We start from the raw sequence: 18,868 nt of genomic DNA, 5'->3' as shown, positions 1-18,868 counted from the left end.
TCAGCGGATTAATGCAGGCTCCTCTACCTCTTCTAATAATGCATATTTTTTAATCCACCCGATAACGGCATCCAGTCCCTGCTGGGTCATCAGGTTGGTAAACACAAAGGGCGCTCCCTTGCGCATGCGCCGGGCGTCGTTTTCCATTACTTCAAGACTGGCGCCTACATAGGGAGCCAGGTCAATTTTATTGATCATCAGCAGATCCGAACGGGTGATGCCGGGGCCTCCTTTACGGGGGATCTTTTCGCCTTCGGCCACGTCGATGACGAAGATGGTCACGTCGGCCAGGTCCGGGCTAAAGGTTGCGGAAAGATTATCACCGCCACTTTCAATAAGGATCAGCTCAATATCGGGAAAACGCTCCGCCAGCTCATCCACGGCTTCCAGGTTCATGCTGGCATCTTCGCGGATGGCGGTATGTGGGCAACCCCCGGTTTCTACACCAATGATCCGGTCCTGCGGTAATAAACTGTTCCGGGCCATAAACTCGGCATCTTCTTTTGTATAGATGTCGTTGGTAATTACGGCCAGGTCATACTCGCTCATCAGGCGGCGGCTTAACCGTTCCAGTAAGGCGGTCTTCCCCGATCCAACGGGGCCTGCTACGCCTATTTTTACATATTTTCGTTCCATAGTTATTTGTTGATATTTTATTTTTTTATGAACCCAACAAAGGATCTGTATTCAGCTTCCTTGCGTCGCACTCTTGTGCTGTAGTGCGGCTATCGGCCTCACCCCGGTCCGGCTCCAAAAGAGAAGGGGGCTAAGACATATACAACCTCGAATACAGCCGCTCGTGCCGCATACACCGGATGTCGAAGGCTACGGCACAAAGCCCCAGCATTTCATCCGGGATACCGGCGGTTGTCTCGCTTAGCTCTTTTAGCAAGGGCTGGATCTGGAAAAGGATATCCTGTCCTTCCAGCTGCCCCAGCGGTACGAGTTTTACGCTGTTAGTGATCATACCTACCGCGGCGTTGTAGTAAAACGCGAACAGGGCTTCCTCTAAGGGAATATTCAGGAGCCGGGCATACATACCAAATACAATACAGTAATGCGGGTCGGCTTCTTTTTCCTGTACCAATTGTTCAAACAGTTCCATGACTTCGAAGGCTTGCTGCCTGCGGAATATTTTGATCAGCCGCAGTCCCAGCTTTATACTGGCCTGGCGGATCTCCATCGGCGATTTTAATGCCGTACATTCTAAGCTTAGTTGCTGCAACCGGTGGATGTTCTGTGCCTCAGCGGCCTGGTATGCCCTTGCCATAAAGGCGGCGTCATTGTACCGGATGTTCCGTTGCAGCATCTGGGTCACAAATGTTTTTGCTGTTGCTGCATTGTGAACAATGCCTTCCTGAACATAGGTCTCCAGGCCGTTGCTGTGCGTGTACCCGCCAATGGGTAAGGTAGGATCCGAAAGGTGTAGTAAAGCGCCTAAAAAGGATGAATGCATGAACTTGTATTTTTTGTTAACCGGCGGAGCCGGTAAAATAGGAGTATGAAGCGTGGACGCTTCATGCAACGATGCTATTCTTTTGATGCGAGGTTCAGGATCTTTGAAAAAAGTGAATTATTATTGCCATGATTATGTGGTTCTACGTTTGATTTTAAGATATTGAGCAGGCGTACTACCTGTTTCTGGGGTTTATAGCCACTGCCTTCCAGCCAGCGGAACATCGGCATCTCAAAGGGCATCATTACCTTGTTGTCCTGGATAAACAGGGGCATATGCTTGTTGCCGATCTCATAGCATACGGTACCCATTTCCAACAGCGTTTGCGGGGCAATTACAATGGCTTCGCAGGGTTTGATGTTTACGGTTACCAGTGTATCGCCATCCCGTAACAAAACATCACCCTGGCGCAGTCGTTGTCCCTCGCGTAAAAATTTAATGGCGATCTCCCTGCCGGCAAGTGTGCGTTTCCGTTGAATGCGTTTGGTGGTTTCGTACCATTCCAGTTCCAGCAGGTCCTGCGTTAACCCGTTTGCCGCCATGTCGGAAATATTGCCCATGATTTCGTTGATGATCATGATCTGTGTTTATTAAAAGAGATGTTTTTGGATACACCCAGGCCAATCGTGCTGCCATTGATACCGGCAATAAAGAGCTTGTCTTTTGTTTGTGCCGCGTCGTTCCCTTTGGTTTGCCGGTACGACAGTTCACAGAACTTGGCCTTTAATGCCCATCCATGTCCCAGGATAACGCCAATAAGCGGATACAAACGGAACAGGTATCCTTTGTAATCATAAGAAGCAGGTGTGTTCAGGTCTGTTGAGCCCCATACATAATGCGCATCCAGTTGCCCGATAAGTACAAAATGTTCGCCCAGCATTTTTGAATCGCTGTAAAAAAGTCCGGCTTCATGATGCCGTTCTGCAAGATCGTGCAAGGCGTCTTTTTCACGGCTGAAGGCATAGTTGATACCGGTAACCGCATGGCCGTTAAAAAAGTATCCCACGCCAATAGGGTTGGCACCAAATGTTTGTCCTGTTTTATTATGATCCTGGTAATTTAACGAGCCGTAGATCATTACCGACCCCTGCTGGGCAAAGCTGCTGTAAGCTGTTGTAAGACCTGTTATCAGGAGTAATGCGGTTATAAATTTGAATTGCATCAGATAAAAAATTAAATATTGAATGCCGGGTGAATGTTTAACCACATAGATACAGAAGCTTCATAGCCGTTGCAAAAAGCCATGTGCCTATGTGGTTACAGTGTACTGAGTATTGTTTATAATTGCTAAAACAGGAAATACCTTTGCCCCAGGGAAACTTCTGCAATAGGCTCGCAGGTGATCTTTTTGCCGTCCACCCGCACTTCATAATTTTCGGGGTTTACGGTGATCTCCGGTAAGGCATTATTGTGGATCATATCCCGTTTTGAAATGTTGCGGCAGTTGGTTACCGGTAACAATGTTTTTTCCAAACCGTATTCCTGCGCAATATTCTTTTCCAAGGATACTTTTGAAACGAAGGTGAAGGCGGACCGTGTTAATGCTTTACCATAGGCCGCAAACATATTCCGGATGATGATCGGCTGTGGGGTAGGGATGGAGGCATTGGCATCGCCCATTTTGCTGGCAATGATCATACCGCCCTTGATGATCATTTCCGGTTTGGCTCCAAACAATGCGGGTTTCCAAAGTACCAGGTCTGCGATCTTTCCGGTTTCGATGGATCCTACATAGGAAGAAATCCCATGAGCAATGGCCGGGTTGATCGTATATTTGGACACATATCGCTTTGCGCGGAAATTGTCGTTTTCATTTTTTTCATCTTCCGGTAAATGGCCTTTTTGCTTTTTCATTTTATCGGCAGTTTGCCAGGTGCGGGTGATCACTTCCCCTACACGCCCCATCGCCTGCGAGTCGGAGCTCATAATGCTGAATACGCCCATATCCTGCAGGATGTCTTCCGCTGCAATGGTTTCCGGGCGGATCCGGGAGTCGGCGAAGGCCACATCTTCCGGAATGTCTTTACTCAGGTGGTGGCATACCATCAGCATATCCAGGTGCTCATCGATCGTGTTTTTGGTGTAGGGACGGGTTGGGTTCGTAGATGCCGGCAGTACATTGGGGTACATCGCGGCTTTAATGATGTCCGGCGCATGTCCGCCCCCTGCACCTTCGGTATGGAAGGTATGAATGACCCGGCCGTTAATGGCGTTGATGGTATCTTCCAGGTAACCCGCCTCATTCAGGGTGTCGGTATGGATCGCCACCTGCACATCATAGGCATCCGCTACTTTTAGTGAAGCATCGATCACCGCCGGCGTAGCGCCCCAGTCTTCATGGATCTTTACGCCCAGTGCGCCGGCTTCTACCTGTTCGGCAATGGGGGCTTCCGTAGCACAGTTTCCTTTACCAAAAAAGCCAAGGTTCATGGGGAATGCTTCTGCCGCCTGCAGCATGCGCTGGATATTCCATTTACCCGGGGTTACCGTAGTGGCATTGGTGCCATCTGCGGGGCCGGTACCGCCGCCGATCATGGTGGTAACACCACTGTACAACGCGGTTTCTATTTGTGTGGGGCTGATAAAGTGGATATGCGTATCGATGCCGCCGGCAGTGAGGATATAGCCCGCACCTCCATGTACCTCTGTGGAAGCGCCGATGATCATATTAGGCGAAATATTATCGGAAGTGTCCGGGTTGCCGGCACATCCCACGCCTACTATTTTTCCGTCCTTAATGCCCACATCACCTTTTACAATACCCCAGTGGTCAATCACGATCACGTCGGTAACCACCAGGTCCAGTACGCCCTGGTCGCGTACGGCGGTGGACGACTGGCACATGCCATCCCGGATGGTTTTTCCGCCTCCGAATTTGGCCTCATCGCCGGCATGGGTAAAATCCTTTTCGATCTCGATGATGATCTCGGTATCGCCCAGGCGTACTTTATCGCCCTCGGTGGGGCCGAATATATTACTATGCGTTTTTCTGCTTATTTTAAGACTCATGATGCATCAATTTTTAATTGGTAATGGGATGATTATTTTACCTCTTTGTTTTTAAACTGGAACTTTTCTACATTCTGCATGGCCGCTAGTTTGTTTTTGGGCAGGGTGGTGTCGCCGTTTACCAGGTTATTATGGCCATATACCCGGCGCATGCCGCCCAGTTCTACCAGCTCTACTTCTTTGGTTTCACCGGGCTCAAAACGTACGGCTGTGCTGGCAATAATGTTCAGCCGCATACCAAAGGCTTTTTCGCGGTCGAAGGACATGGCTTTATTAACCTCGAAAAAATGAAAATGAGAGCCCACCTGTATGGGGCGGTCGCCGGTATTGGTTACGTTGATCTTTACGGTTTTCCGGTCTTTGTTGGCAATAATGTCGCCTTTTTTTATAAAGTATTCTCCAGGGATCATGGGAGTTGGATTTTAAAATTATCGGATAGGGTCGTGTACGGTTACCAGTTTTGTGCCGTCCGGGAATGTGGCTTCGATCTGTATGTCGTGGATCATTTCGGGTATGCCTTCCATGACATCGCTACGGGTAAGGAGGGTAGCTCCGTACTGCATCAGTTCGGCAACCGTTTTTCCATCCCGGGCCGCTTCCAGCAGTTCGCTGCTGATATAAGCGATGGATTCGGGGTAATTGAGTTTCAGACCACGGGCCTTTCTTTTTGCGGCTAATTCTCCGGCCACGTGGAGCATCAGCTTTTCCGTTTCGCGAGGCGTCAAATGCATAATAAGGGATTTATATAATTGTGATTGAAAAAGTAATTGAGCTACCTGGATGGTAACGATGGTATAGTGGCAGATGGATGCAGGTATCAGCTTTCAGTCATCAGTGTCTGTTCTCCTGAAAACTGTGATCTGTGATTTTATCAATATCCCAATCCCGATCTTAAACTAAAATAAGCGCATTCAGACAGGTATTTGCTGTCGAAAAGGCAGGACATCTGAAAGTTGTGATAAACCCGTTGCTACTGATCAACCGGTTGGGTCGTTGCCGGGGACACATGAATGATAACCAGGGATACCGGATCCGGTTTGCATGTTTTCGCTGGCTTCGTTGCAGAACCAGCCATAAGCCACATTCAGGCCATTATTTAAGTAAAGGGGATAAGGAGGGTATGATGCAGCAGATAGATCGGCAGTTTCCCGGTGATCAATGCGGAACGATTGATCTGTTCTTTATCCGGCTGAATCATTCGCCGCTGAAGCTGGTAATCAGGGTACGCCGTATTCAAAAAGGTAAAAGAAAATGACAGGTATTTGTCGATAGAAAAATCTTCTTCTGCTAAAAAAAGAAGAACATCGTCCTGGGGATTATTGGCCTTGCTGTAGCCAGGATCAATGGGATCTGTGGCGGCGCAGTGCCAGTTGTGCATTTTTGTTAAATGCGGCTTGCCGGCCGCTGTATGGCCTGCGGTATGCCCCGCAATGATGAATGAAAAGACAATGATTAAAATCCGCGATAAACTTTTCATATTGATTTTTGCCATTCAAAAGTACTGCCATCTGCAATTGAAAAATAGCACAAATCACGACAAAATTGTTACGTATCTCGTTTTTACATTTTTATAGGGATTGTTGATGTAAAGCCGGATGCTCCCCGTAGCGGTGCGCTTCACACAACAGCCCCGCTTTACATAGCGGTTTAAAAGAAGTGGCTGAAATGAAGCAGGGCGGCGAATTTTGTGCCCGGTGTAAAAGCAATGCCATCTGCCGGCGCTTCGTTTTTTAAACGGGTGACAGTTTCAAACTGGGTTTCCTTCCATTTAACATTAAAGAGGTTATTGATGGTTAGCCCGATCTCGTATTTTTTTTGCGTATAGTTCAAAACAACATCATTGATGAAATAACCCTCCGCAGTTAACGAGTAGTCTGCATTTGCGGGCCGGTTGCCCAGCCAACGGTACCGCAGGCTGCCGTTGATGCCATTTTTGAAGATGCCGGTAATGCCACCCGTGCTGCTCCATGCGGGCGCCAGGGGAATATAGCGTTGTCCTGCCGGATCATCCAGGGAGCGTCCGTTGGCATAGTTCAGGTCGGCATCTATATAAATGCTTTGACCCGGCTGATACCGTGCCGAAAGATCAAAACCAATGCGCCGGGTACGCCCGCTGAATGCTACGGTACCGCCATCTCCCCCGTAAACAAATTCTTTTTGTAAATAGCTGTACCAGACCGCGGCATTCAACAACAGGTTCTTTACGGGTTTAAACACGGTACCCAGGTCGCTGCCATAAGCTGCGGGAAGTGTTTCCGCTCCATGCTGCGCTACTACTACACGGGCATCATTGGAATGAAAGCCTTTCCCGGTAAATAAGTAAAACTGAAGATGGGGAGCAGCCTGGTAATAGAAATTCAATTTGGGGCTGATGGTATAATTCTGAGCCCGGTAGGTGCCGGTTCCGCTAAAGGCGGAATCCTCCGCTAGTTTATTGTTGTACCGGTAATACAATTGATCGTACCGTAACCCGGCATTTAAGGTAAAGCGGTTGTTGAAATGAAAGGTTTCATTTGCATAGATCCCCGCTGCTGATTCGCCGATATCGCCCAGTTTTAAAGGATTCAACAAGGTATAGCGATCCATTGTATGCAGGAGTGCCGAATTGTATGTTTGATCAACACGGAGGTTGATGCCTGCTTCTGTGATGAGTTGTGTATTTCCCCAATAGCCCTGGTGCAGATAGCTGCCGTTATAACCGGCCATGTTGCGTTTTTCCCGCTGCCTTATTTCATCCCCGTTTATACTGTCTTCCAGGAAAAACGTAAAATTGGTATGCAGGTCAAAGTTATAATAAGTGTAATACACCTGGTTTGTTATAAGATCGTGGTTTGTTAAGGTGGTGGCCAGTTGTGCGTTGATATGGGTTCTTGAGGTAATGCCGCCCTCTTTTGGATCCAATGCCCCATAAAATCCGATCAGCCCGCTGTTCACCGCACTTTCAGGTATCTGGCCGGAAGCATTCCAGGTGCTATACATGGATGCGGCTGAGAGGGAAAGCGTATTATGGGCATTTAATTTTCCATTGTATTTGGTGAAAAAATTAGCCCGCTGAAAATATTGGGGATGGTCAAAATAGCTGTTGCTGTACCGGTATTCGCCGGCAGCATACCAGGTTCGGTCTTTTTGCTGCTGCTGTTGCCCCAGCAGGTTTACAATGGCGAGGGCACGGTAAGTGTTGTACTGTCCGGCTTCCAGTTTTACCAGGTTATCAATATGGTCGGCCGTGTGAAAATCCACAAATCCTGTAACCGCGAGGTCTCCTTTTTCTGCATCATACATGCCCTTTTTATAGGTAGCGGAGGCGATGGTTTCGGGGATGATAAAATGGCTGTCGGCATAGCCCTGGCCGTGTGCATGCGATACCATATTCACGGGCATGCCATCCACGCTGAGCCGGATATCGGTTCCGTGATCATTATCGAAGCCCCTTAAAAAAATCTGTTCCGCTTTGCCACCGCCCTGGTGCTGACCAATGAACAGCCCGGGCACGATGCGCAGTACTTCCTGTGAATTGGATACACCCCGAAGGCGGATATCCGTTTCACTGATGGCTTTATAGGGATTGGTGGTATTGCCGGTGATCACCACATCGGCCAGTTGTACGGCCCGGGGTTGTAAAAAAATGATCTGGCCGTTGCGGATGCTGTTTGCCGGGATGGCCCTGGTCTGAAAACCGACTGCGGATATCAATAGCGTATCAATGGCTCCCGGCGCCCGGAAACTGAATTTTCCACGGGCATCGGAAATGTCCGAAAAACCGGAAGGTTCCCGGATAATGGTGGCCTCGGCGATGGGATGGCGGGTGCTGCTGTCTTTAAGTGTGCCCGAGATGTTTTTTGACTGGGAAAAACAAACCGATGTAACCAACAGGAGAAGGATCATGAAATACTTACACATGTATCACATTTTACGGATGCGAAAGTAAACGGCAACATCAATCATAAAAATAAAATGATTGCAGCAATAGTGCATTCATGCGGTTGGGACGCAGAAAAGTGACAAAAAAAATGAGATTTGTAAACGTTATTTCAGCAGCATGAAGTTTTTCCGGTGCAATTCAACGAAAACCAATAATCGAAGGGCAGGCCGTTTTGAATGCGTCTTCAGTCATTGTATCGCTGTTCCTGATCAGCGTTGCTTTATCTAAACCCAGGTCTCTGTCAACAGATGTTGATGCGCCGGCCAACAGCACGACGAAGCCTTATACAGCGATTTTGAAGTCCTTCTTTGTTTTGCAGAACCCGCGTTGTAATAAAGGAAGAAGGCGGAACGTATCAACCACCCGATCGCCTTCTTCCTGCTCCGCCCTTTATGCATTGCAACTGATGCCGGACGCATTATATTTACCGGGGCATTCGTGAAGCCCGCTTTTCCCTTAGGCAGGAACAACCTGGTCTGGTACAATGGCTTTTCGCCGGGCGGATAATACTTTGGATCTTCAACCCGTTGGCTTTTTTAATATCAACGGGATGGCAGGATTGTTACCCCGTATCTGTATTTTTTTAAAGAATTTGCCATCAGTGGTTTGTCTATAACAGCATTTTGTTCCCTTGTTTTTATAAAGGCACTTCATTTTTTTGCGGCTGCAGGGTTGGGTGCCAGTGATTCAATTTGGGTCAGGGTTATTTTCATAAAATTATCCGAACCGGTAACATTTTTAAAGCTCAATATCAATAAAGATTTCAAGGAACCATAAAATCACTGTTAAATTGTTATGAAATCAACATCATTCCGGCTGAATGCCTACGCTGGTCCAGCCACCGTCTATGACCAGGTGCTGACCATTGATATGGCGCGACCGCTCATGTACGAGGAACAATGCGGCGTTGGCAATATCGGCAACGGTGGCCGGCCGGCCACCCGGTGTGATCTTCTTCCAGGTATCTTCATAGTTTTTATCGGCGGTGGTGCGCTCAGTGAGGGTAGCACCGGGTGCAATGGAATTGATATTGATGCCGTATTGCGAAAGCTCGATGACCAGGTTGCGCGCCAGCATTTCCAGTGCGGCCTTGCTCATACCATAGGCTACCAGCCCTTTATGCGCCAGGTGCCCGGTAACGGAGGACATGAACAGTATGGAACCTCCGTTTCCCTGTTCCTGCATCATGCGTGCAGCTGCCTGTGCCAGGAAAAAGGAACCGCCCAGGTTCACCTGCATTACCTTGTAAAAGTCTTCGGGCTTATAGTCCAGAAAAGCGCCGAACAATGTAATGCCGGCATTGGCGATCACGATGTCCAGCCGGCCAGAGAGCGCCCGGGCTTCCCGTACCAGTTCTTCAATGACGGCCATTTCACTACAGTCTCCATGAACCGCAAGGGCGCTGTTCGGGTATTGCCGGTTAATAGCATCGGTTGCCTTGTGCGCCTGTCCGGCATCAATATCATTCAATATAACGAGGGCACCGCCGGCTGCCAGTTGCCGGCATATCTCAAAACCGATTCCCTGTCCTGCGCCGGTTACGATCGCTGTTTTGTTGGTAAAATCCATTTCGTTTTTTGTATGTTAATGTGAGTCTTTTGTAACGTTTGCGCCGCTGCTGCCGTTTAGAAAATCAAGATCGGCACCGAGGTGCGCCTGCTGCACATGCTGGGTATATAAATGAACATAGCCCCGTGTGGTATGGGGCGGCAGCGGCTGCCATTGTTTTTTACGTTCGGCCAGTTCCGCGTCGCTCAGGTGTACCTGGAGGGTACGGTTGGGCACATCCAGGGTGATCAGGTCCCCGGTTCTTAATACGCTGAAATTGCCGCCTGCTGCTGCTTCTGGGGCAACGTGCAGCACAACGGTTCCAAAGCCGGTCCCGCTCATACGGCCATCAGAAATGCGCACCATATCGGTGATCCCTTTTTGCAGGAGTTTTTTGGGCAAGGTCATATTGCCAACCTCCGGCATACCGGGGTAGCCTTTGGGGCCTACGTTCTTCAGTACCAGGATGCTGTTTTCATCCACTTCCAGGGTATCATCTTGGATCCGTTGTTTATAGTCCTCGATGGATTCAAAGACGAGGGCCGTACCGGTGTGCTGCATCAGGTGCGCACTTGCTGCGGAAGGTTTGATGACGGCACCCTGTTCGCAGATATTCCCGGTCAGAACGGCGAGCCCTGTTCCGGCGCTGACCGGCTGTCGGGTATTGGTAATGATGGCTGTATTATAACATTGGGCATCGCGGTAATTTTCGCTGATGGTCTTGCCGTTGACCGTAAGGGCATCTTTGTGCAGGTGCGTATCCAGCTCTTTCAAAACAGCGGGCAACCCGCCGGCATCGTAGAGGTCTTCCATAAAGAATTGCCCCGATGGTTGCAGGTTTACGATCATCGGAATATCCCGGGAAAGGGTATCAAAGTCGCCCAGTTCCAGTGGTACTCCGATGCGCCCGGCGATGGCCAGCAGGTGAAGCACAAAATTGGTGGAGCCGCCAATGGCCGCATTGGTAATGATGGCATTTTCAAAAGCGGCGCGGGTAAGGATATCGGATGGCTTAAGATCTTCGCGCACCATTTCCACGATCCGGCTGCCGGATTGCCGGGCCAGCACTTTGCGGCGCGCGTCAACAGCCGGAATGGCCGCATTGCCCGGCAATGTGAGTCCCAGCGACTCTGCCATGCAGGCCATGGTAGAAGCCGTGCCCATTACCGCGCAATGCCCCTGGCTATGACAAAGGGCTTCTTCCATTTCGCGTAGCTGTGCTTCATTTACGGTGCCTTCTTCCAGCCCTGCAGCAAGCCGCCATACATCGCTGGTGCCGATGCTGGCGCCTTTATACCTGCCGGTAAGCATCGGGCCTCCGGAAACCACAATGGCCGGCAGGTTTACGCTGCAGGCGCCCATTACGAGCGATGGGGTGGTTTTATCGCATCCGCAAAGCAAAACCACCCCGTCCAGCGGGTTTCCCCGGATGCTTTCTTCCACATCCATACTGGCCAGGTTGCGGAACAGCATGGCGGTCGGTTTCATCAATGTTTCACCCAGCGACATAACGGGAAACTCTACCGGAAAGCCTCCGGCTTCCAGCACCCCGCGTTTTACATGGTCGGCCAGATCCCTCAGGTGAACATTGCAGGGCGTTAGTTCGCTCCAGGTATTACAGATACCGATCACCGGTTTTTTAAAGTCATGATCCGGGATCCCGTTGTTCTTCATCCAGGCGCGGTATATAAAGCCGTCCTTCCCGGTACGGCCAAACCAGTTGCGGCTTCTGAGGTTTTCTTTTTCCATATAAAAGACTTCGTTATGCTGCAAGCTACTATTTTCCTGTTGAAAAAGTTTGTTCCTGATCTCAGATCTCAATTAAGTATAACTGATAGCTGACCGCTAAGCATAACCCGTTATACAAAGATCCCGGCTGCATCCTGATGATGACACAGCCGGGATCTGTTATTTTTTAAGAAGGGTGGGGAACTTACTGGCCCTGTGCCTGGCTGTATGCTTTTTTGCCATCCCATTCGTTGAGCAGCTCCAGCGAACAGATCTTGAAGTCGCCGCTCAGGCTTACGTACAGGCCGATCACATCCTGCTGGGTAAGCGGGTGATTATCGATGCTCTCAAAACGAACATTGTACTGGTTCACAAGATCCGTGTAAACAGAACCGGTAGGCCATACCTGTGTACCGCGGTTGCTCACATTTACGATATTGAATTTTACCCCCGCATGCCGCTGGCATTTTTTTGCGATCACTTCGGGCAGCTCAGAGCTTTCTATAAAAAGGTCGACACCAACGATCTTTTCCTGGCTGGTTTCTTTTGATTCCAGCATTACATTTTTATCCAGGTGCATTACGGTGCAGGTGCTGGCCACATCGGCCAGTTCCGGCTTGGCATTGAGCTGCGGTTTTTTGCCAAGATTGGCAATGATGGCGTCGGCGAACCCGGTAGTATTCACTGCCGGGATGGCTTTATTTCCGAAATCGCCGGTGTGCACACCCTGCTCCAGGGTATACAGCAGGGCATTTTCGATCTGTGCTGCTTTTTCCAGCAGTCCCAGGTGCCGCAGCATGGCAATACCGCTTAGCAGCAGTGCCGTGGGGTTAGCAATGTTTTTCCCCGCGATGTCCGGCGCTGTTCCATGTACCGCTTCAAAAATGCAGATATGATCGCCAATATTTGCAGACGGCGCAAAGCCCAGACCGCCCACAAGCCCGGCGCAGAGATCGGATACGATATCCCCCTGCAGGTTGGTAAGCACCACTACATCAAAATTGTTAGGCTGTACGACCAGCTTCATGCACAGGTCATCAACGATCACGTCGTCGGCCTTCAGTTCGGGGTATTCCTTTGCTACTTCATAAAAGCATTCCAGGAACAGGCCATCCGTAAGCTTCATGATATTGGCCTTGTGGCCACAGGTGATCCTGCGGGCATTTTTTTGCCGCGCCATTTCAAATGCGTACCGGATCACCTGCATGCTGCCGGGGCGGGTAATAAAACGGCGGCTCAGTGCTACATCATGCGTCAGCATGTGTTCGATGCCGCCGTAGGTATCTTCAATGTTTTCTCGTACAATGGTAATGTCAATGGGGATGCCGGCTTTGCTGAAAACGGTATCGACTCCGTGCAATGTCTGGAAAACCCTTTTGTTGGCATAGGTATTCCATGTTTTACGGGCCGTTACGTTGATGCTTTTTACTCCTTTCCCTTTTGGCGTTTCCATTGGGCCTTTAAACAGGATACCCAGTTCTTCAATGGTTTTTTTGGCCTCATCGGTCATGCCGTTGTTAAAGCCTTTGTCGAATACCCATTTACCCATTTCCACATAGTCATATTCAAGGGGTACTTCCGAGGCTTTAAAAATATTGATCACCGCGTCCATGATTTCAGGACCGATCCCGTCACCTTTTGCTACTGCAATTTTCATTCGTATGTATTTTTTTAGTTTGCCGTTTTCACGGCGGTTATTTTTGTCGAATGCCCGCCCGGATGAGCCATCCGGATACCCGGACCAGGGGGAGGAACCAGGTATGCTCATTCCCCCGGGTTAAGAAAATTTTTCGTGCTCCGCTTCACGGGAAAAATGGATTAACGTTCTATGATTGTTGCGGTGATATTAAGCATTGTTGTTCAATAGCACTGGATTTCAGACCTTAGTAATTCCCTACCTGGAAAAATTAAACAGGTCGCACCATTTAACAGGCTCAATAGCGCTGCAAAGGTAAGAGAATCTGCCGCCATAATAAATGGGAAGACCATTAAAAAATACTATATTTACCAAAACTCCCACTCATGAGCAGTTTGATTTCAGCCGGTATTCATGTAAATGTTGAAGTGTTCTTCCAGCCGGAATACAGCAACGCATTGCAGTCTGAATTTATGTTTGCTTATCGGATCACCCTGGAAAATTACAACGCATTTTCAGTAAAGCTGCTGAGGCGCAGCTGGTACATTTTCGACAGCAATGGCAGTTACCGCCAGGTGGAGGGGGAAGGCGTGGTTGGGGTACAGCCGGTGCTGGCACCCGGTGAGAACTACCAGTACATGAGCGGCTGCAACCTGCGTTCCGAAATGGGCAAGATGAAAGGCAGCTATGAGATGGAAAACCAGAACAGCCACCAGCTTTTTTCTGTGGAGATCCCCGAGTTTGAGATGATCGCTCCTTCAAAATACAACTGATCCCCCCGGGGGATTTTTTTTAAATCAATCTACTAAAAATATTAGCTTTTTAAAACTAAATTAATTAGCTTTGTGTAAAACTGTTTTTATGCAAGCTATTGGATCTGTAAAAGCGGTGGCCGTTGCTGAATACCTTTTATTGATAACACCCCACGAAGAATTGTTCAACCGCATCCGGTTGGAAAAACAATCTTTTTTTGAGAAGTACCAGGCCCCGGAGGCGGTCCGGGGCAAACCGCACCTGACGCTGGTACGCTTTTCCCAGTTTGAAAGTGCGGAGGCAAGGATCCGGCAGCGGCTCTGGAACAAGGCTGCGGAGTGGCTGCCTTTTTGCGTGGAGCTGGCCGGCTATGGAAGTTTTCCTTCGCATACCATTTACCTGAATGTGGCCACCAAGACGGGCATTCAAAACCTGGTGAAAAGTATCCGGACAGATAGCCAGGCACTAATGAAGGCCGATAAGGATAATAAGCCGCATTTTATCCTGGAGCCACATATCACTATTGCCCGGAGGCTCCGGCCCTGGCAGTATGAAGCCGGCTGGCTGGAGTACCGGGATAAAAACTTTAGCGGAAAGTTTATGGCCAGTGCGATGACCTTGCTGAAGCGTGCGGATGCAACCGCACCGTACAAAACAGTGGAGCGCTTCGAATTTAAAAGCAAGCCGCTTCTGGCAAAACAGGGGGCGATGTTTGGAATTTGAAGATGTGGGAATGAAAGCAGACATCATGTATGAAACCGGATCAGGCAAATGTCTATGGTCACTGGTCAAAAGTCAATAGTTTCCCGCCCCCCAAAGCTTCGGGGGAAACAAGAAACCGACTCCTTCGGGAGAACTTCGGGTATAAGATGGATTTAACCTGAAACCTGAAACATTAACCCCGGAACAATAAAAAAGCTACCATGGAAAAAAAATTACAGCAGGATCATTTTAAAGTGTCTGTTTCAAAAAAGGAAGAGGCGCAGCAATATTTGCAGGGAAGGGGCGCGCAGATCAACACCCGGAACCGGTTTCTTAAGAATGAAACGGTAAGGGAACATATTGAAGCGATCGATGATTGGGAGGAAGTGAATGTGCCTACCCAATACCAGGAGCAGGAAGCAAAAACCATTGTAAACAAGGTGGAGAGCCCGGATGTGGGCATGGGGTACAGCATGAATGCCTACGCAGGCTGCGAGCATGGCTGTATTTATTGCTATGCCCGTAATGTGCATGAATACTGGGGATACAGCGCCGGTCTTGATTTTGAACGGAAGATCATCGTAAAAACCAATGCGCCGCAGCTGCTGCGCAAACAGCTGATGCATCCCAAATGGGAGCCAGTGCCCATCATGCTGAGCGGTAATACGGATTGCTACCAGCCGGCAGAGAAAAAATACCGGTTAACAAGGGGGCTGCTGGAAGTGTGTAATGAATTCAATCAACCGGTGGGGATCCTTACCAAAAATGCAGGTATCCTGAAGGATAAAGATGTGCTGCAGGAAATGGCGAAAAAGAATATCGTACGGGCCATGGTTTCCATTACATCCTTTAATGAGGACCTGCGCCGGGTGATGGAGCCGCGTACCACTACTGCGCAGCAACGCCTGAAGGTAATTGAGGACCTGAGCAATGCCGGGGTAACCATGGGCATTATGATGGGGCCGATGATCCCGGGTTTGAATGAACATGAAATGCAGCGCATTATGAAAGCCGCATCGGAACGGGGTGCCACTTTTACGGCATATACCTTTATCCGCCTGAATGGCGCGATCAAATTCCTGTTCCACGATTGGTTATATAAGAACTTTCCGGACCGGGCGGATAAGATCTGGCACCTGATCGAACAAAGCCATGACGGTAAGGTCAATGATTCGCGGTGGGGGCTTCGCATGCGGGGCGAAGGGCATATTGCGCAGATGATTGCACAGCAGTATGCCCGGTATGGGAAGCTTTACCATATGAATGAAGGAGAAACCGGGCTGAGCCGCACTGCCTTCCGGAGGCCGGGGCAACAGGGCACCCTGTTCTGACAGCGGCCACCTGGGCCCGCCAGGTCAACTAAAAGTCTTTGGGAAGAAATAGTTTGTATTTTTCAAGGATCTTTCCGTCGGCATAGAGCTCAAAGTTAACATACCCCGCTTTGTAAAAATAAGAGCGGTCAAGTTTGAACCGTTTCTCCTTTACGCCTTTCAGCTCAAAAAGTGGCTGGTAGCTTTCTGTAAAGAATTTGATATCGTATTTCCGGGAGTCCATCGGGAGCTCTACACGTATATAGCGGTCCGGGGTCATAAATATATACCTCGATTGCGTGAAGCCCGCGGGCAGGAAGCTGGCGGTGTTTGGGGGCGGGTTATTATTGGTGTTCACATCTGCAGGGATTTCCACACCCGATGTATCAACCATCGGTCGTTTGGCCTTTGTCATTACATAGCGGGATCCTTCCAGTAATACGTATACCCGGTAATACATGCTGTCATTGGGTGGGTTGGGATCCGAAACACCATTGTCCTTCAGGTTGGGATCCGGAGGGGCGCCAATAGACTGAAAATACCGGCTGCTGTCGTAGGAGCGCTGAACAGAGATCATCTTTACAGAAGGGAAATTATGCGTCCAGGAAACCACGACCCGTTTCCCCACTTTCAGTACGGAAAAATCTTTGGGAAGGTCTTCCTGTCCAAATGAATCATTGCCGATTACAGATCCGATCAAGAGTAACAAAACTATTTTTTTCATATCCAGTGCGATGTCTCTTCTGTATTTGTGATTTAAACAAAGATAGGGCAGCGGTTTTTAAAGTAACCTTAAAAAATTAGCGCTCCCTTTGGCAGGGACCGGTTGCCCTGCAGGCCGCCACTGTGGATCACCAGGATATTACGGTCGGTTTTAAAGTCCTGCTCCAGCATTGCCTTTACGCCGTAAAAAAGCTTGGCCGTGTATACAAAATCCGTAGGGATCCCTGTTTGGGCATAGAGCTCATTCATAAAACGGATCAATGTGGGATTATATTTTGCATAGCCTCCGAAATGAAAATCGTGGTAAATAATACCGGAAGGGGAAGAAGGAGGCAGGAGTGCCGCTACTTCCTGTGTTAAGCTTTTGTGATTTTTTAAAACGCTGAAGCCTGTAACGGCTGTGCCTTTGGCGGCCGAATGCAGGAGCCCTGCCATCATAGTGCCGGTGCCGGTGGCACAGCAGATCCGGTCAAAAGTACCGGAAATAAAGGGCATTGTGGCGGCACCCAACATACCGGGGATGCCATAACCGCCTTCAGGGATCACCAGGCAGCTTGTATCCGCAAGTGCTGCGGGAAGTTGTTTTTGCCGGTATGCCTCACGTGCAATAAAATGAAGTTCCATGCCCAGGGATACCGCATCCCTAAGCGTTTCCGAATATTGCGGAGGCGCTTCGCCACGAATGATGCCGGCACAGGGGATCCCCGCCTGGTTGCAGGCAGCTGCTGTGGCGAGGATATGGTTGGAATAGGCGCCACCAAAGGTGACCACTTTTTTCCCGGAGCTGCGGGCTGTTTCCAGGTAAAAACGCAGCTTGTACCATTTATTGCCACTGATAAGCGGGTGCACCCGGTCCAGCCGGAGCACCTGCACCCTTGTGGCCGGGTTGCTGAGCCAGGGTACGGGCTCCAAAGTTGCCAAATCTTCCTGAATTGCCTCCATTTTACCTATTTTTGAGATCTCGTTAAGTAAATATATCAATCCGATAGAAGACGTAAAAAAAAATTGAATGAAACCTACATTAGTGATTTTAGCTGCCGGTATGGCATCCCGTTATGGAAGTATGAAACAGGTGGAGGCATTTGGCCCTTCAGGAGAAACGATCATGGACTATTCCATTGCAGACGCGATCAGCGCAGGCTTTGGTAAAATAGTTTTTCTGATCCGGAAGCAGTTTGAAGCCAATTTCCGGGAGCTGTTCGCCTCTAAACTGGATGGGAAGGTGAATTATGAATTTGCGTTCCAGGAGCTGGATATGTTCCTGGAGGGGGCGGCAATACCGGAAGAGCGTACCAAGCCCTGGGGAACAGGGCATGCGGTACTGAGCACGCAGCCGGTAGTGAATGAGCCTTTTGCTGTGATCAATGCGGATGATTTTTACGGAGCAGATGCTTTCCGTAAAGCATATACATTTTTAACGACCGCAGCCGATGAAAAAACCTATGCAGTTGTGGGGTATAATTTAATGAATACCCTGTCCGACCATGGTACCGTTAACCGGGGTGTATGCGGGCTCGATGCCAATGACAACCTGGAGAGTGTAGTAGAACGCTATAATATAGCCGAACAGGGTGATACCGTGATCTCTGACGACGGGCAGGAACCCCGGGAGCTTTCAAAAGATACCACGGTATCGATGAATTTCTGGTGCTTTCACCCTTCGGTGTACAGCTGGTATGCAGACCAATTCAAGGTATTTATAAAGGAAAACCTGGCGGTTCCCAAATCCGAGTTCCTGATCCCGGCCGTTGTGGACCATTTTATCAAAGAAGGCGGTATTGTAAAAGTGATCAAAACAGATGCTCCCTGGTTTGGCGTTACCTATAAAGAGGATGCGCCCGCGGTTCAGAAGCAGCTGAACGACCTGATCGAAAAAGGGGCGTACAGCACTAACCTCTGGGGGTAATCACGGCAGGTGACCAAATTGGAGCGGCTGTTTCAAAAAAAATTGAGACAGCCGCTTTTGTTTTCGATATAGAGCATGCCGCATATAACAACGAAGACATAAAGCAGCGCGATGCTGATACCGGCCATTGCTCCTTTGCGTCAGATCAAAACACCGTTGCAGCATGTCACGAATG

General features: G+C 49.2%; 18 protein-coding genes. 4 read left to right on the top strand and 14 right to left on the bottom strand.

Features of this window, described 5'->3' with window-relative positions; genetic code table 11:
* The 12 genes from ureG to BLS44_RS16100 all read right to left on the bottom strand — a co-directional run bounded on the left by ureG (position 1) and on the right by BLS44_RS16100 (position 13,320).
* The gene (gene ureG / locus BLS44_RS16155; RefSeq protein WP_090391259.1) at positions 1-636 is read right to left on the bottom strand and encodes an urease accessory protein UreG; all 636 of its coding nucleotides are present in this window, start codon (positions 634-636) and stop codon (positions 1-3) included.
* 130 nt (positions 637-766) lie between these two features.
* Positions 767-1,456, bottom strand: coding sequence for an urease accessory protein UreF (locus BLS44_RS16150; RefSeq protein WP_090391258.1), 690 nt, complete (start codon positions 1,454-1,456; stop codon positions 767-769).
* A gap of 74 nt (positions 1,457-1,530) precedes the next feature.
* Positions 1,531-2,034 (bottom strand): urease accessory protein UreE, encoded by a 504-nt coding sequence (gene ureE / locus BLS44_RS16145; RefSeq protein WP_090391257.1) that lies wholly within the window; start codon positions 2,032-2,034, stop codon positions 1,531-1,533.
* Positions 2,031-2,618: a hypothetical protein gene (locus tag BLS44_RS16140; RefSeq protein ID WP_090391256.1), complete on the bottom strand. Its 588-nt coding sequence runs from the start codon at positions 2,616-2,618 to the stop codon at positions 2,031-2,033. The genes ureE and BLS44_RS16140 overlap by 4 nt, the downstream gene beginning before the upstream one ends.
* A 125-nt stretch (positions 2,619-2,743) precedes the next feature.
* Positions 2,744-4,465 carry an urease subunit alpha gene (gene ureC / locus BLS44_RS16135; RefSeq protein WP_090391255.1) on the bottom strand — a complete coding sequence of 574 codons (1,722 nt, stop codon included), beginning with the start codon at positions 4,463-4,465 and terminating at the stop codon, positions 2,744-2,746.
* A gap of 32 nt (positions 4,466-4,497) precedes the next feature.
* On the bottom strand, positions 4,498-4,875 hold the full coding sequence (gene ureB, locus BLS44_RS16130; RefSeq protein WP_090391254.1) for an urease subunit beta: 378 nt from the start codon (positions 4,873-4,875) through the stop codon (positions 4,498-4,500).
* 18 nt (positions 4,876-4,893) lie between these two features.
* The gene (ureA, locus tag BLS44_RS16125; protein ID WP_090391253.1) at positions 4,894-5,196 is read right to left on the bottom strand and encodes an urease subunit gamma; all 303 of its coding nucleotides are present in this window, start codon (positions 5,194-5,196) and stop codon (positions 4,894-4,896) included.
* Between the two features lie 365 nt (positions 5,197-5,561).
* A complete protein-coding gene (locus BLS44_RS16120) occupies positions 5,562-5,942 on the bottom strand; it encodes a hypothetical protein (RefSeq protein WP_143019813.1) in 381 nt (126 codons plus the stop codon).
* 170 nt (positions 5,943-6,112) lie between these two features.
* The gene (locus BLS44_RS16115; protein WP_090391251.1) at positions 6,113-8,365 is read right to left on the bottom strand and encodes a TonB-dependent receptor; all 2,253 of its coding nucleotides are present in this window, start codon (positions 8,363-8,365) and stop codon (positions 6,113-6,115) included.
* A gap of 829 nt (positions 8,366-9,194) precedes the next feature.
* Entirely contained in the window at positions 9,195-9,956 is a 762-nt protein-coding gene (locus BLS44_RS16110) for an SDR family NAD(P)-dependent oxidoreductase (protein ID WP_090391250.1), read from the bottom strand.
* 15 nt (positions 9,957-9,971) lie between these two features.
* Entirely contained in the window at positions 9,972-11,684 is a 1,713-nt protein-coding gene (locus BLS44_RS16105) for an IlvD/Edd family dehydratase (protein WP_090391366.1), read from the bottom strand.
* A gap of 184 nt (positions 11,685-11,868) precedes the next feature.
* Positions 11,869-13,320: an NADP-dependent isocitrate dehydrogenase gene (locus BLS44_RS16100; RefSeq protein WP_090391365.1), complete on the bottom strand. Its 1,452-nt coding sequence runs from the start codon at positions 13,318-13,320 to the stop codon at positions 11,869-11,871.
* Positions 13,321-13,685: 365 nt separating this feature from the next.
* On the opposite strand from BLS44_RS16100, the gene apaG reads away from it, so the two are divergent.
* From apaG to BLS44_RS16085, 3 genes are all read left to right on the top strand, one after another.
* Positions 13,686-14,072 carry a Co2+/Mg2+ efflux protein ApaG gene (apaG, locus tag BLS44_RS16095; RefSeq protein WP_090391249.1) on the top strand — a complete coding sequence of 129 codons (387 nt, stop codon included), beginning with the start codon at positions 13,686-13,688 and terminating at the stop codon, positions 14,070-14,072.
* Between the two features lie 88 nt (positions 14,073-14,160).
* Positions 14,161-14,775, top strand: coding sequence for a 2'-5' RNA ligase family protein (locus BLS44_RS16090; protein WP_090391364.1), 615 nt, complete (start codon positions 14,161-14,163; stop codon positions 14,773-14,775).
* A 200-nt stretch (positions 14,776-14,975) separates the two neighbouring features.
* Positions 14,976-16,085: a PA0069 family radical SAM protein gene (locus BLS44_RS16085; protein WP_090391248.1), complete on the top strand. Its 1,110-nt coding sequence runs from the start codon at positions 14,976-14,978 to the stop codon at positions 16,083-16,085.
* 28 nt (positions 16,086-16,113) lie between these two features.
* Here BLS44_RS16085 and BLS44_RS16080 read toward each other — a convergent pair whose 3' ends face one another.
* On the bottom strand, positions 16,114-16,764 hold the full coding sequence (locus BLS44_RS16080) for a hypothetical protein (protein WP_245729235.1): 651 nt from the start codon (positions 16,762-16,764) through the stop codon (positions 16,114-16,116).
* 92 nt (positions 16,765-16,856) lie between these two features.
* Complete coding sequence (locus tag BLS44_RS16075; protein WP_090391246.1) at positions 16,857-17,729, bottom strand: 1-aminocyclopropane-1-carboxylate deaminase/D-cysteine desulfhydrase; 873 nt, start codon at positions 17,727-17,729, stop codon at positions 16,857-16,859.
* Positions 17,730-17,796: 67 nt separating this feature from the next.
* Here BLS44_RS16075 and BLS44_RS16070 point away from each other — a divergent pair, with 67 nt between their 5' ends.
* A complete protein-coding gene (locus BLS44_RS16070) occupies positions 17,797-18,693 on the top strand; it encodes a sugar phosphate nucleotidyltransferase (protein ID WP_090391245.1) in 897 nt (298 codons plus the stop codon).
* Positions 18,694-18,868 lie beyond the last annotated feature (175 nt).

The sequence above is a fragment of the Niabella drilacis genome (assembly GCF_900101395.1).
Classification (GTDB): Bacteria; Bacteroidota; Bacteroidia; order Chitinophagales; family Chitinophagaceae; genus Niabella; species Niabella drilacis.
Note: the sequence above shows the minus strand (reverse complement) of the source record. Positions and strands in the feature narration are given on the sequence as shown.